Annotated in this window: 13 protein-coding genes and 1 pseudogene; 8 read left to right on the forward strand and 6 right to left on the reverse strand. The window is 65.2% G+C overall.

Annotated elements, in window-relative coordinates; translation table 11 throughout:
• Positions 1-92: 92 nt before the first annotated feature.
• Positions 93-866, forward strand: a complete 774-nt coding sequence (locus HT578_RS00665; RefSeq protein ID WP_213501523.1) for an enoyl-CoA hydratase/isomerase family protein — start codon at positions 93-95, stop codon at positions 864-866.
• A 10-nt stretch (positions 867-876) separates the two neighbouring features.
• Here HT578_RS00665 and HT578_RS00670 read toward each other — a convergent pair whose 3' ends face one another.
• Positions 877-1611: a DUF2238 domain-containing protein gene (locus tag HT578_RS00670; RefSeq protein ID WP_239026416.1), complete on the reverse strand. Its 735-nt coding sequence runs from the start codon at positions 1609-1611 to the stop codon at positions 877-879.
• Between the two features lie 170 nt (positions 1612-1781).
• Between HT578_RS00670 and HT578_RS00675 the strand changes: the two are divergent.
• Positions 1782-2946, forward strand: a pseudogene (locus HT578_RS00675) (isovaleryl-CoA dehydrogenase).
• 245 nt (positions 2947-3191) lie between these two features.
• The gene (locus HT578_RS00680; RefSeq protein WP_213501525.1) at positions 3192-4706 is read left to right on the forward strand and encodes an EAL domain-containing protein; all 1515 of its coding nucleotides are present in this window, start codon (positions 3192-3194) and stop codon (positions 4704-4706) included.
• Here the strand turns inward: HT578_RS00680 and HT578_RS00685 are convergent.
• Positions 4696-5601 (reverse strand): LysR family transcriptional regulator, encoded by a 906-nt coding sequence (locus HT578_RS00685; protein ID WP_039394037.1) that lies wholly within the window; start codon positions 5599-5601, stop codon positions 4696-4698. The genes HT578_RS00680 and HT578_RS00685 overlap by 11 nt on opposite strands.
• A gap of 169 nt (positions 5602-5770) precedes the next feature.
• On the opposite strand from HT578_RS00685, the gene HT578_RS00690 reads away from it, so the two are divergent.
• The 4 genes from HT578_RS00690 (at position 5771) to HT578_RS00705 (ending at position 8824) form a co-directional block, all read left to right on the forward strand.
• Positions 5771-6883, forward strand: a complete 1113-nt coding sequence (locus tag HT578_RS00690) for an S-(hydroxymethyl)glutathione dehydrogenase/class III alcohol dehydrogenase (protein ID WP_039394033.1) — start codon at positions 5771-5773, stop codon at positions 6881-6883.
• Positions 6884-6897: 14 nt separating this feature from the next.
• On the forward strand, positions 6898-7275 hold the full coding sequence (locus HT578_RS00695) for a VOC family protein (protein WP_039394031.1): 378 nt from the start codon (positions 6898-6900) through the stop codon (positions 7273-7275).
• 13 nt (positions 7276-7288) lie between these two features.
• Positions 7289-8128: an S-formylglutathione hydrolase gene (gene fghA, locus HT578_RS00700; RefSeq protein WP_213501527.1), complete on the forward strand. Its 840-nt coding sequence runs from the start codon at positions 7289-7291 to the stop codon at positions 8126-8128.
• Positions 8129-8680: 552 nt separating this feature from the next.
• Positions 8681-8824 (forward strand): hypothetical protein, encoded by a 144-nt coding sequence (locus HT578_RS00705; protein ID WP_159108108.1) that lies wholly within the window; start codon positions 8681-8683, stop codon positions 8822-8824.
• A gap of 409 nt (positions 8825-9233) precedes the next feature.
• Here the strand turns inward: HT578_RS00705 and HT578_RS00710 are convergent, their stop codons facing one another.
• Entirely contained in the window at positions 9234-10112 is an 879-nt protein-coding gene (locus tag HT578_RS00710; RefSeq protein ID WP_213501529.1) for an alpha/beta fold hydrolase, read from the reverse strand.
• Positions 10113-10307: 195 nt separating this feature from the next.
• Between HT578_RS00710 and trxB the strand changes: the two genes are divergently transcribed.
• A complete protein-coding gene (trxB, locus tag HT578_RS00715; protein ID WP_039394024.1) occupies positions 10308-11279 on the forward strand; it encodes a thioredoxin-disulfide reductase in 972 nt (323 codons plus the stop codon).
• Between the two features lie 62 nt (positions 11280-11341).
• On the opposite strand, the gene HT578_RS00720 is transcribed toward trxB, so the two are convergent.
• Genes HT578_RS00720 through HT578_RS00730 form a run of 3 tightly spaced genes read right to left on the reverse strand, consistent with a single transcriptional unit; the run spans position 11342 to position 13099 of the window.
• A complete protein-coding gene (locus HT578_RS00720; protein WP_213501531.1) occupies positions 11342-12136 on the reverse strand; it encodes a hydrolase 1, exosortase A system-associated in 795 nt (264 codons plus the stop codon).
• Positions 12133-12816 carry a hypothetical protein gene (locus HT578_RS00725; RefSeq protein ID WP_213501533.1) on the reverse strand — a complete coding sequence of 228 codons (684 nt, stop codon included), beginning with the start codon at positions 12814-12816 and terminating at the stop codon, positions 12133-12135. The genes HT578_RS00720 and HT578_RS00725 overlap by 4 nt, the downstream gene beginning before the upstream one ends.
• 19 nt (positions 12817-12835) lie before the next feature.
• Complete coding sequence (locus HT578_RS00730; RefSeq protein WP_213501535.1) at positions 12836-13099, reverse strand: acyl carrier protein; 264 nt, start codon at positions 13097-13099, stop codon at positions 12836-12838.
• Positions 13100-13131 lie beyond the last annotated feature (32 nt).

The following is a 13131-nucleotide window of genomic DNA, read 5'->3' on the forward strand; positions in this document are numbered from 1 at the left end:
ATATCTGCGAACGTGCTTGAACAGGCGCTAACCTTTCTGGAATATGCCGAGACAGGCATGAAAAAGGCCGTCAGGCAGGAGACCCACCGCAGATGAGCATCAATGTGACCCTCGAGCGTGATCACCACGTTGCGAAGATCCATTTTTCCAAGCCACCCCACAACTTCGCCTGTCCCGACCTGATGCGCCAGATCGCCGATGCGCTCTACAAGGTGGACAGCGATCCGGCGCTGCGCTGCTCGGTCCTGACCTCGCATGGGCGTTCGTTCTGCGCAGGCGCCGATCTGGCCGGGGACACCGCGATTGCGGGCAGTGGCGGCATGGCTGCGATCTCCAAGCTCTACAACCAGGCCGAGCGGATGTTCCGTCGCCGCAAGCCGATCATCGCCGGGGTGCAGGGCGCAGCCATCGGAGCGGGGCTGGGGCTTGCCATGGCCGCCGACTTCCGGGTGGCCGATGCGACCACGCGCCTTTCGGCCAATTTCACCCGGCTTGGCTTTCATCCCGGTTTCGCGCTGACTTATACCCTGCCTCGTCTTTTGGGCGAACAGCGTGCAAGCTGGATGATGCTGTCTTCCGAGCGTGTGAAAGGGGAGACTGCGCTCAGTTGGGGCCTCGTCGATCGCATGGTGGACGAAGGGACCGTGGCCGAAGAGGCGCTCGCCATGGCGCACGAGATAGCCGGCAATGCTCCGCTGGCGCTGCTGGCCGTGCGACGCACGCTGATGGACGGCACGGCCAACGCGGCGGTGGCGGCAATGCGGCGCGAACATGCCGAGCAGACGGCCTTGCGCGCGACGGCGGATTACGCCGAGGGCGTCGCCTCGGTCTTCGAGCGGCGCCCAGCGCACTTCATCGGTTCGTGAGGGCGCGTCCTCAGGTGTGGTTGAAGAAGCGGGGGTAGCGGTCGACGAAGCGCTGCAGCCAGTCGCGCCGCCCCTCCTTGCGAGCCTGGAGCATGTAGATAAGCCCGATCAGGCTGGCGGTGAGGGCGCCCAGTGTATCGACGATGAGGTCCCACATCGTGTCGGTGAGGCCCGAAGGGTCGTCCAGCATCGGCTTTTGCATGTTGAGCCCGAAGACCTGGTCCATCGTGAACTCGAAGATCTCCCAGATCGCGCCGAGCCCGACGCTGAAGAAGAAGGCAAAGAAGGCCAGGAACGAGGGGCGCATGTGCAGGCTGACCGTCTCGGTCTCGTTGAGCATGTAGAGCGTGAGAAAGCCGAGCAGCCCCAGCAGCACGCCCGAACAGGTGTGGAGCGCGATGTCCCACCACCAGAACTTCTCGTAGAAATCGCCCACTTCGCCCAGAAACAGCGTGGCGAAGACGAAGATGACCGCGAAGATCTGGATCTCGACGGGCACGTTGGCGATGAGGCGACGGTGCACCGTCACCGGAATGGCGATGACGATCATGAGCCCGGTAACGAGGGCCACGTGGGCCCAGCGCGCCGAGATCACCAGGGTGACCAGTTCGATGCCCATGATTGCCAGGAAAAGGTAGGTCACGAGGACCTGCACGCGCGGTGGTGCGTTGGTACCCAGGACAGCCTTGCTGGGCTGCGCGTCGCGGGGGCTCGAAGGCTTTGCGATCGGATCCTGATTTGGCACGATAATTTCACACCTTGGTTACGAGTGCAGCGTCTTGGGTGTCAGGTGTTGCTTGACCTCCACCGCAAAGTCCCGGATGCAGGGGCAGCCTACAACAGGACATACCGGGGACAACACCCGCAAGGTCCGAAGGATGCGTCGCCATTCCTGGTGGCGGGAAGAGGAGAGAGATGACAGCGACCCCGGATTTCGATTTCGGCCTGGGCGAAAGCGCGCAGATGATCCGCGAGAGCGTGGCGCGCTTCGCGGCGGAGAGAATTGCCCCCCTGGCCGCGCAGATCGACCGCGAAGACAGGTTCCCGCGCGAACTCTGGCCTGAGATGGGCGCGCTCGGCCTCCACGGCATTACGGTAGAGGAAGAGTGGGGCGGGATCGGCCTTGGCTATCTCGAACACGTCGTGGCGGTGGAGGAAGTCAGCCGCGCCTCGGCCTCGGTCGGCTTGTCCTATGGCGCGCATTCGAACTTGTGCGTCAACCAGATCCGGCGCTGGGGCAACGATGCGCAGAAGGAAAAGTACCTCGCCCCGCTCATCAGCGGCGAACACGTCGGCAGCCTCGCCATGTCCGAGGCTGGCGCGGGTTCGGACGTCGTGGGCATGAAGCTGCGCGCCGAGGCGGTCCCGGGGGGGCTGGCGGCTCGATGGCACCAAGTTCTGGATCACCAACGGGACCTGTGCCGATACCCTGGTGGTCTATGCCCGCACCGATGCGGATGCCGGCTCGCGCGGGATCACCGCGTTCCTTGTCGAGAAGGGCATGGCGGGCTTCTCCATCGGCCAGAAGATCGACAAGTTGGGCATGCGCGGCTCGCCTACCTGCGAGCTCGTCTTTGACGATTGCTTCGTGCCCGAGGCGAACGTGCTCGGCCCGGTCGGGGGCGGGGTGAAGGTGCTGATGAGCGGGCTCGACTACGAACGCGTGGTCCTGGCCGGCTTGCAGCTGGGTATCATGCAGGCCTGCCTCGATACCGTCATTCCCTATGTGCGCGAGCGGCGCCAGTTCGGCGCGCCCATCGGAACCTTCCAGCTCATGCAGGCCAAGGTCGCGGACATGTATGTCGCGCTGCAATCGGCCCGCGCGTACGTCTACGCGGTGGCGCGGGCCTGCGATGCGGGCAATACCACGCGCTTCGATGCGGCCGGCGCAATCCTGCTGGCGAGCGAAAACGCGTTTCGCGTGGCGGGCGAGGCGGTGCAGGCGCTGGGCGGCGCGGGCTATACCACCGACTGGCCGGTGGAGCGCTACCTGCGCGATGCCAAGCTCCTCGATATCGGGGCGGGCACCAACGAGATCCGGCGCATGCTGATCGGACGGGAACTGATCGGGGCGGGATAACCGGCGCTGCACGATGGGCGAGGCGTCCTGCAACTTCGCCGTTTGTCCTGCATTGCATACAATATGTCTATCCTCCGCCTCCGCAGATTGAAGTTGTCTCCAGCCGCTGATAGACCCGGTGTGCATCGGGTAAGGAGTGACGCCGGTGTCTTTTTCTTGCCTGGAGTGAGTGGGTGACCCCAGCGTCGGCCAATCGGAGACTTTTTTCTCCCCTGATACTGGCCGCGGCATGCTTCCTCGTTCTCATGCCTGTTGGCCTTGCCGCGCTGGTCGCCTGGCAGCAGGCTGAAGCGCGTGCGGAGGCCGTCGCCCGGGAAATGGCGGACGTCGTCCTGAGCAAGGTGGTGGTGGCGGCCGATCAGGTCATGGCGGCCAATCGCCTCGCGCAGGATCTGGAGGGCGTTGCGCCCTGCTCGGATGCGGCTCTGGCCAAGATGCGCAGTATCGATCTCGATTCCACCCTGCTTCAGGCCGTCGGCTATGTCCGGGACAACGCCATAGTCTGCTCCTCCATCGATCAGGATCTGCATGTCGAGCTGGGCGAGCCGTCGATCCGCTCGAACACGGGCGTCGAGGTCTGGATGAATGTCCGGTTCGAACCCGAAGGTCCCGGTTATTTCGTGATCGGCCGGGGGGCCTATGTCGCGGTCGTGCACAAGGATCTCCTGCTCAGCTTCGTGGAGTTGCAGCAAGGGACGGCGATTGCCGCGATTTCCTGGAGCAGTGCGCGCGTGGTCATGTCCAGGGGCGCGTTCGACTTTGCGCCCTTTGCAGGCCGGGCCACGCTGGACAAGGCCTTCTGGTCGGACGATCATGTTGTCTATCTGCGCAAGAACAGCCGCTACGATCTGGCCGTAGGGGCGGCTGTGCCGGGCGATCTGGTGCGCCAGTTCTTCTATCAGACGCTCGTGATGCTGGTGCCGATCGGCATCCTGATCGGGCTGCTGCTGGCGGCCATGCTCATCAGCATCATGCGCCAGCGCACATCCAGCGCCGCGCTCATTCGCAGTGGCCTGATGCGCGATCAGTTCTACGTCGAATACCAGCCTGTCATCGACCTCCAGACGGGAGGGATCGCCGGGGTCGAGGTCCTGCTGCGCTGGCGCTGTGATGGTGAGCGCAAGGTAGGACCCGATGAGTTCATTCCCGTGGCCGAAGCGTCGGGGCTCATCCATGCGCTGACCGAACGCTTGTTCGACCTCATCGTGCGCGACGCGCCGCGCCTGTTGGCCCTGCGCCCCGATCTCCATATCGGCATCAACCTCTCGGCCAACGATCTTCACGACCCGGCACTGCCCGACCGGATCGGGCGGCGCATTGCCGCCTCCGGTCTGCCGCCGCGCAATTTCGTGTTCGAGGCGACCGAACGGGCCTTCATCGATGTCGAGCGTGCAGGCGATGCCATTCGCGCGCTTCGGGGGATGGGCGCGCGCATCGCCATCGACGATTTCGGGACAGGCTATTCCAGCCTGAGCTTCCTTGCTCAGCTCGATCTCGACTATCTCAAGGTCGACAAGCTCTTCGTCCATGCTCTGGGCGCCAACACCGCGACCAGCCACGTGACCGAGCGGGTAATCGAGATCGCCAAGGACCTGCATCTGGAAGTCATCGGGGAAGGTGCCGAGACCGAAGAGCAGGTTCACCTGCTGCGCGGGCTCGGTGTGGAGTACGCGCAAGGGTTCTATTTCGACCGCGCGCTCAGCCTCGAGGTGCTCGAGGCGCGGCTCGGCGAAGAAAAACCCTACAGCTTCAACCCGTGAGAGCGGTGGCGGGGATATCCTCGCCAGAGAGCCGTCCCTGGAGTTCGGCCCGCAGCCGCTCTACCAGCGTGCTGACCTTGGGGGAGAGATGCTTGGGACGCGGATAGACCGCCCAGATCGGTTCGTCCTCGGGGCATTCGGCGCTCAGGACTTCGCGCAAGGCGCCGCTGCGCAGGTGCGGTGCGGCATAGAAGCGCGGCAATTGGCACAGCCCCATGCCCTCGAGCGCGGCCTCCAGCACCATGATCCCGCTGTTCGCCTTCCAGCGCCCTTCGGGGCGGAAGGTTTCGCCCCTTGCGAACTGCCAGAGGCTGTTCGAGCCCATCAGGCAGGCGTGGCCTTTCAGATCGCCGATGCGCAGCGGCACGCCGTGCGCTTCCAGATAGCCGGGCGAGGCCACCGTCACCATCGCGCGCGAGGCGACGCGGGTGGCGACAAGGCGCGAATCTTCAAGGTGCCCCGTGCGGATGGCCAGGTCGTAGCCGTCGCGGATGAGGTCGACGACGTCGTTGTCGAGATCACAGGTGATCGCGATCTCGGGGTATTCCTGGGCATAGCCGCGCAGGATCGGGCCGATGAACTGCTCGCCCAGCGTGTAGGAGCAGGTGATCCGCAGATGCCCGCGCGGCGAACTGCTTGCCGTCATCGCGGCGATGGCATCGTCGCGCTCGGCAATGAGGCGGCTGCCGGTCTCGAAGAAGTGGCGCCCCGCCTCGGTCAGGCTGAGCGAGCGGGTGGTGCGGTGGAAGAGCTGGCTGCCCAGCCGCGCTTCCAGGCGGCTGACCGAACGGCTCATGTGCGTGACCGACGCGCCGAAACTGCGCGCCGCGCCTGTAAAGCTGCCCGCGCGCGCCACGCTCACGAATTCCTCGATGCCGTCCCAGGCCCCGCTCATGCGACGGACCTCATGTCTCGGCTCTCATGTCGTTGGCCCCATGGCCGTTCTCCTGCAATGATTATTCCTGTATGGTTATAATGCTTTGCAAAACAACCCCATTCACGCCAATCCAGCAACGCGCTAGAAGGCCCGCCAACGCCATCCGGCAGACTAGGAGATACCGCCCATGAAGACTCGCGCAGCCGTCGCGTTCGAAGCCAAGAAGCCGCTGGAAATCGTCGAAGTGGATCTCGAAGGCCCCAAGGAGGGCGAGGTCCTCGTCGAGATCATGGCGACCGGCATCTGCCACACCGATGCCTACACCCTCGACGGGCTCGATTCCGAGGGCCTGTTCCCCTCGATCCTGGGCCACGAGGGCGCAGGGATCGTGCGCGAAGTGGGCGCGGGTGTGACCTCGGTCGCGGTCGATGACCACGTCATCCCGCTCTACACGCCCGAATGCCGCCAGTGTAAGACCTGCACCTCGGGCAAGTCGAACCTGTGCACCTCGATCCGTTCGACCCAGGGCCAGGGCCTGATGCCCGACGGCACCAGCCGCTTCTCCTACAAGGGCCAGCAGATCTTCCACTACATGGGCTGCTCGACCTTCTCGAACTTCACGGTCCTGCCTGAGATCGCGCTCGCCAAGATCCGCAAGGACGCGCCGTTCCAGACCTCGTGCTACATCGGCTGCGGCGTGACCACGGGCGTGGGCGCGGTCGTCAACACCGCCAAGGTGCAGGTCGGCGACAACGTCGTCGTCTTCGGCCTGGGCGGTATCGGCCTCAACGTGATCCAAGGCGCGAAGCTCGCCGGTGCGAACAAGATCATCGGCATCGACCTCAACTCCGACCGTGAGGAATGGGGCCGCAAGTTCGGCATGACCGACTTCCTCAATACCAAGGGCATGAAGCGCGAGGACGTGATCGCCAAGGTCCTGCAGATGACCGATGGCGGCGCGGATTACACCTTCGACTGCACCGGCAACACCGAAGTCATGCGCACCGCGCTCGAATGCTGCCACCGCGGCTGGGGCGAGAGCATCGTCATCGGCGTGGCCGAGGCGGGCAAGGAAATCTCGACCCGTCCGTTCCAGCTCGTCACCGGGCGCGTCTGGAAGGGCTCGGCCTTCGGCGGCGCCAAGGGCCGGACCGACGTGCCCAAGATCGTCGATTGGTACATGGATGGGAAAATCCAGATCGATCCGATGATTACCCACGTCATGGGGCTTGAAGACATCAACAAGGCGTTCGATCTGATGCACGCGGGCGAATCCATTCGCTCGGTCGTGGTTTACTGAGGAGACCCTTTACGATGTTCAGCCACATTTTCGTCGGCACCAACGATGCCGCTGCCGCCAAGACCTTCTACGACGCCGTCTTCGGGGCCTATGGTCTCAAGGAAGGCTTCGGGATCAAGGACGGCGCGGCCTACGTGTATTCCGATGGAACGGCCAACTTCATCGTCGGCGTGCCCGCCAACGGTGAGGCCGCGACTTTCGCCAACGGCGGTACGATCGGCCTGAAAGCCGCGAGCCCCGAGGCGGTGGACGCAGCCTACAAGGCGGGTCTTGCGGCCGGGGGCACCTGCGATGGCGAACCGGGGCCGCGCGCCGCGTTCCCGGGCAGCTACGGCGCGTACCTGCGCGACCCGGACAACAACAAGATCTGCCTCTGGCACGTGGCAGCGTAAGGACCAGCAGAACATGAGCCTCGAGACGGTATCCACCACCCGCAGCCACGGCGGCACGCAAGGCGTCTACACGCACCGCTCGGCCCAGACCGGCACCGACATGACCTTCTCGGTCTTCGTGCCCGACCACGCCGAAGGCGCCAAGCTGCCGGTGCTGTGGTACCTCTCGGGGCTCACCTGCACCCACGCGAACGTCACCGAAAAGGGGGAGTTTCGCGAAGCCTGTGCCCGGCACGGGATCATCTTCGTCGCGCCCGATACCTCGCCCCGGGGCGAGGACGTGCCCGATGAGGACACCTACGACTTCGGCAAGGGCGCGGGCTTCTACGTCGATGCGACGCAGGAGCCCTGGAAGGCCAACTTCCGCATGCGCTCCTACATCGAGAGCGAACTGCCTGCGCTGATCGGCGAGGCCTTTCCCGCCGACATGGCGCGCCAGGCCATTACCGGGCATTCGATGGGCGGCCACGGCGCCTTGACCATCGGCCTGCGCAATCCCGAGCGTTTCCGCTCGATCAGTGCGTTCTCACCGATCGTTTCGCCACTGGCATGCCCTTGGGGCGAGAAGGCCCTGACCGGGTACATCGGCGCGGACCGGACGGACTGGCGTGAATACGACGCCTGCGCGCTCATTGCCGATGGCGCGCGTGCACCGCACCTGCTGGTCGACCAGGGGACGGCCGACGGCTTCCTCGAAGAGCAGCTCAAGACCCAGCTCCTTGACGAGGCCTGCGAGGCCGCTGGCATGCCGGCCACGATCCGCATGCAGGAGGGCTACGACCACTCCTACTACTTCATCTCGACGTTTTTGGGCGAGCACGTCGCCTGGCACGCGGCGCACCTCTCCGCCTGAGCGGAACGTCCGCCGCCCCTTGCTTGACCGGAACGGCAGACAGACCTGTCTCTTCCGGCCATGACCTGCCGAATCGTTTGACACATGTTTGCCCGGAGCGCCGTTGATTCGCTTCCGGGCAAACCGCGTGCGACCTGTGTTCGCCGCATTTGCTGCTCTGCGGCACGAAAACAGCCGCAAATTGTGCTCCGCCGCAAGGCCGGGGGACTAGCATCGCCAATGGCTCGAATCCGTGCAGGGTTGTGCTTTGTTGCAGTGCGCACATGCATGTTGGACAACTGGATATTGTTACGCTTTGATGTCAGCAAATTTTAGGTTTACGAACGAATATTTCCTATATGGGTTAACCTGCGGTATTTTTGGATTGCTGCGCATTCGATCTGGAAAAAGTGCTGCAATCTTGTTATAGGTCAAGGCGTCGAAGGGCCATTCGGGATGACACTAAGAAGTGCACTCGGATGTTTGGAGTAAACGCGGTCGGTTTTGCAGAATGCAAGATGCCGACCACTATTTGGGGATGTCACCGTGCAGGTCGCAAACAAGAATAGCATCATGTTCGATTCCGGATCGCGCCAGGTCTATGCCATGCAGCGTCTGGAGAACCGTGCCGGTGAGCACGATCCGCGCGGGCTGATCGCGGGCTTCGTGCTCAGTCTGGCGTGCTGGGCGGCCTTGGGGTTCTACCTCCTCCACTGATCCGGACCGCACCGGGCGGGAACGCGCGGGTCCGCCTGCGCGTTACCGCTCCATGGCCCCTGATCGCACCCACGTGTCTGAAACCTCCGTCCGCGTGCGGTACTCTGTTCGTGTGCGGCATACGGCGCGAGAGGAGGAGGTGCCGCGCTCGCGTGCGGCAGCGGCCGTCATTCCGGCGGTGCTGTTCGGGCTTGGGTTGGCGATTGCCGCTTTTGCGCTGCCGTTTGGCGGCTCGGCCGTGGCCGGGGATGCCGACGGTGCGGGCACTTCAGAGCAAGTCTCCGAAAAATAGGCCCGAGGGCCATCGTGTGCGGGCTGCCCAGACGCATCCCTCGCGCTGGCGAGGCTGGCTACTCGGGGCCGAAAGGCAGGGCGTCCTTGCATCCCTGCCAAACCGGCCTGCCGGATATCAGTCTTGCAGGAATGCCCGCACATCTGCGACGAAGCGGCTGAGCTGGTCGTGATGGACCCAGTGCCCGGCCTCTTCGTATTCGATCAGCCTTGCCTTGCGAAACAGGTCCATGCGTCCGTCCTTGGCCGGGCTCTGCGCAAAGCTCTTGAGGCCAGCCATCAGCAGCACCGGACACGTGATCTCACCCCACAGGGCATGAAGTTCCGGGGTGGTGACATCGATGGTTTGTGAAATCCGCACATAGGGATCAAACTTCCAGCTCCAGCTGCCGTCCTCGTTGCGGCTGGCGCCATGGATGCTGAGGTGGCGCGCCTGCGCCTCGCTCAGGAATGGGTTGGCGGCCAGCATGCGCTCAAAGGCTGCGCGGCGGGTCGTGTAGCGGCGCGCCGGGTGCCCGGCCGCCTCACGCTTGCTGGAAATCCAGGTGCGCAGCCGGTCAGCGGGCGATTGCCGCTCCCGATCACGGCAGGGGCCCTCCACAGGGCGCAGCCCTTCGATGGCGACGAGTTTTGCAACGCGTTCGGGATAGAGCGCGGCAAAGCGTGTCGCGATGGCGCCGCCCAGCGAATGGCCCACGATACTGACCTGCGGATAACCCAGCGTGTGAACGAGTTGCGCCATGTCGAAAACGAAGGCGTCCATCCCGTAGTGCCCCTCGCGCGACCAGTCGCTGTCGCCATGTCCGCGCAGGTCGGGGCAGATCACGTGCCAGTCTCGGCGCAGTTCCTCGGCCACCCAGTCCCAGCTGCGGCAATGGTCGCGTCCGCCGTGCTGCAGGATCAGCGGGGGCGCGTCGGGATTGCCCCATTCCACGTAATTCAGGCGCAGGCGCTGCGAGACGAAACGGTTGGAAGTCGGGCCAAGCTGGGAGTCCATGAAGCAGAGGTGGCCCGGCCCCGCAGGAAGGTCAACTCCCTGACGCGCGCCTGCGCGCCGGGAAGGGGCGGCCAAGCGCCGATTTAGGCAGGCCACGAAATCCTTTCCCCGCCCGACTTGGCAAAAGGGCCGGAAAGTTCCTATTTCCCCCGCTCGATATTCGCCCGATTCCCGCATTTCTCCGGAGACCGCCCGATGGCAACCAATCACAAGACCCGCATGCTCATTATCGGTTCGGGGCCCGCCGGCCTTTCCGCCGCGATCTATGGCGCGCGCGCGGGCATGGAGCCGATCGTGGTGCAGGGCCTGCAGCCCGGCGGCCAGCTCACCATCACCACCGATGTGGAAAACTACCCGGGCTTTCGCGAAGTGATCCAGGGCCCCTGGCTGATGCAGGAAATGCAGGCCCAGGCCGAGCACGTGGGCACGCGCATGATGTGGGACACGATCACCGACGTGGATCTCTCGGGCCCGACCTTCGTGGCGACCGGTGACGGCGGTGACACCTACGAGGGCGACACGCTGGTGATCTGCACCGGCGCGCAGGCCAAGTGGCTGGGTGTTCCGGGGGAGCAGGCGCTTTCGGGCAAGGGCGTCTCGGCCTGCGCGACCTGCGACGGCTTCTTCTACCGCGGCAAGAAGGTCGTGGTGATCGGCGGCGGCAACACGGCCGTGGAAGAGGCGCTCTACCTCACCAACCACTCGGACAACGTGACCCTGATCCACCGCCGCGATTCGCTGCGCTGCGAGAAGATCCTGCAGGACCGCCTCGAAGCGAATCCCAAGGTTTCGGTCCTGTGGAACAAGAAGGTCGACGAGTTCCTCGCCGGTGACAACGGCGAACTGCGCGCGCTCGCGCTCACCGATACGGTGACCGGCGATGCCAGCGAGTTCGAGGCCGACGGAGCATTCGTCGCCATCGGCCACGCGCCTGCGACCGAGCTGTTCAAGGGGAAGCTGGCGATGGACGATACCGGCTACCTGCTCGTCACCCCCGGCACCCCCAAGACCGACGTGGCGGGCGTCTTCGCGGCTGGTGACGTCTGCGACCACACCTACCGCCAGGCCATTACCGCGGCGGGCATGGGCTGCCAGGCTGCGCTCGATGCCGAGCGTTACCTTGCCGAGAAGGAATTCGCGGGCGTGACCGAGACCGTTCAGGGCTGATCGGCCGGACGCCGCTGCGCGCCCTCACGAGAGCGAACTGAAAGCGGGCCGGAGTGCGGGAATTATCCCGTGCTCCGGCCCGTTTCGCGTAAGACTTCCAGGATCTGCGCAAAAAGCCAGTCCTGCGCGTGGGGCTCGACGTAACTGTGCGAGGCGCCCGGGCAGCGATGGATACGCGGGTCAGCCTTGTTCCAGCGGCCAAGGAAAGTCTGTCCGGTCCGGTCCCGCTCGGCGACGAGGAAGCGGATCGGCCCGTGAAAGGTCGCAATTCCGGTCGCAAATTCGCCCACGAGGCCGCCGGCCACAGGTGCCGGACGAAGCGCTGTGATGAGGCTTCGGACAAGGCCTCCCAGGCGAACCTTGCCCGACAGCAGGCGCCGGATCGCGGCGGGATCGGTCAGGCGGCCGCGGTAGTGCGCGCGGGTCGCGTCGGGCGAGTGCGCGGTCTCTTCCTCACCCTCGCTGGTCCAGGGATTGGAAAGGACGAGCGCGTCGCACCCTTGCGCGCGCGTCAGCATGAGCGCGGCGGCCCCATCGCAATTGCCGAAGGCGACGATGCGAGCGACCTGTGGGCACTGCCTGCGCAGGGCCTGGAGTGCGGCCTTGATGTCCGGGCCACCCGTGCGAAACCCGCCGTTGGCTCCCTCGCTATCGCCCACGCCGCGCCGGTCGAAGCGCAGGACGGGATAGCCCGCCTCAGCAATCCGGGCAGCAAGCGCGGCCTGCCCGTCCCAGGCCCCGGCGCGCGTCTCGTTGCCGCCGCTCACGATCAGGAGCGCGGTGGTGCCGTCCGCGAGGTCGAGCGTTCCGGCAAGGCGCTGCTCTGCGCAGGGGAACAGGATGGGACGCCGGGTCATGGCAGGGCGGTCCGTTCCACCCACTCGGCGACAGCGCGCGCAAGCGTGTCGGCCTGCTCCGGGCTTTCACCGGGTTCGGCGCGCAGCCAGAGGCCCGCCCCGCCGATCTGCGATTGGGGGAGGTCTTGCGCGTCGCCGCGCGGCTCGGCCTGCTTAAGGTCGCTGAAAAGGCGCGCGCCGATGCGATAGCCGTTGAGATCAAGGCCCTGGGTGTGGCCCAGCTCTTCCAGGGCCGCGCGTGTTTCGGTGCGGCCCGCCTCTTGTGCGGAAACGAGGCGCGCGCGCAGCATCTGGCGCAGGATCGCAGCGCCTTTGACGGGGGCGTAGTGGAGCGCAGGGAGGGCGCGAGGCGCGGCCAGTGCGCCGCCGCGAAGGGTAAGGACATGCGTTGCGCCGATGTGCGCCGCGCAGGCCTCCATGGCCCCCCGCCAGCTTGCAAGGTCCTGCGCCTCCAGCCGGACCAGGCTCTCGTTGCAGCCGGGAAGGTCGGGCAGGACGCTCGCGATCGTGTGGCGCCCCGCAAGGCGGCGCTGGACCTCGACCGTCAGGCGGCGAAGGCGGTTGCCCTCATCGAAGAGCGCCGGGACGATCAGCAGGCGATAGGGTCCACCGCCTTCGAAGGTGAGCGCGTAGGCAGGCTCTCTCGGAAATGTCGGATCGGGCCAGGGAATATAGTCCATGTGCGCCCGTCCGGTCCCGTCAGCCTTGCGCGGTCTTGGCCGAGACGAAGGCGAGCAGTGCGCCGTACGTCTCGAGCATCTCGCCGTCGACGTCCTCATCTTCGATCAGGATATCGAAGCGGTCCTCGATCTCGGTGAGGAGGCCCGCGACGGCCATCGAATCGAGTTCGGGAAGATGCCCAAAAAGGCCGGTGTCGGCCTTGAAGGCGGCGGTCTGTTCGGGTGCGAGGCCGAGCACGTCGGTGAGGATTGCGCGCAAGGTCTGGTCGGTGGTGTCTGCCATGGCCCTCTCGAAAACAGGCATATCTATCTCCC

Source organism: Novosphingobium decolorationis (assembly GCF_018417475.1).
Classification (GTDB): domain Bacteria; phylum Pseudomonadota; class Alphaproteobacteria; order Sphingomonadales; family Sphingomonadaceae; genus Novosphingobium; species Novosphingobium decolorationis.

Bases quoted from the DNA above. Each gene is read 5' to 3' on its own strand.
- HT578_RS00680 (WP_213501525.1), top strand. From the start codon at position 3,192: ATGCCTGTTGGCCTTGCCGCGCTGGTCGCCTGGCAGCAGGCTGAAGCG.
- trxB (WP_039394024.1), top strand. From the start codon at position 10,308: ATGGCAACCAATCACAAGACCCGCATGCTCATTATCGGTTCGGGGCCC.
- HT578_RS00665 (WP_213501523.1), top strand. From the start codon at position 93: ATGAGCATCAATGTGACCCTCGAGCGTGATCACCACGTTGCGAAGATC.
- fghA (WP_213501527.1), top strand. From the start codon at position 7,289: ATGAGCCTCGAGACGGTATCCACCACCCGCAGCCACGGCGGCACGCAA.
- HT578_RS00695 (WP_039394031.1), top strand. From the start codon at position 6,898: ATGTTCAGCCACATTTTCGTCGGCACCAACGATGCCGCTGCCGCCAAG.
- HT578_RS00725 (WP_213501533.1), bottom strand. From the start codon at position 12,816: ATGGACTATATTCCCTGGCCCGATCCGACATTTCCGAGAGAGCCTGCC.
- HT578_RS00710 (WP_213501529.1), bottom strand. From the start codon at position 10,112: ATGGACTCCCAGCTTGGCCCGACTTCCAACCGTTTCGTCTCGCAGCGC.
- HT578_RS00685 (WP_039394037.1), bottom strand. From the start codon at position 5,601: ATGAGCGGGGCCTGGGACGGCATCGAGGAATTCGTGAGCGTGGCGCGC.
- HT578_RS00705 (WP_159108108.1), top strand. From the start codon at position 8,681: ATGTTCGATTCCGGATCGCGCCAGGTCTATGCCATGCAGCGTCTGGAG.
- HT578_RS00730 (WP_213501535.1), bottom strand. From the start codon at position 13,099: ATGGCAGACACCACCGACCAGACCTTGCGCGCAATCCTCACCGACGTG.
- HT578_RS00690 (WP_039394033.1), top strand. From the start codon at position 5,771: ATGAAGACTCGCGCAGCCGTCGCGTTCGAAGCCAAGAAGCCGCTGGAA.
- HT578_RS00720 (WP_213501531.1), bottom strand. From the start codon at position 12,136: ATGACCCGGCGTCCCATCCTGTTCCCCTGCGCAGAGCAGCGCCTTGCC.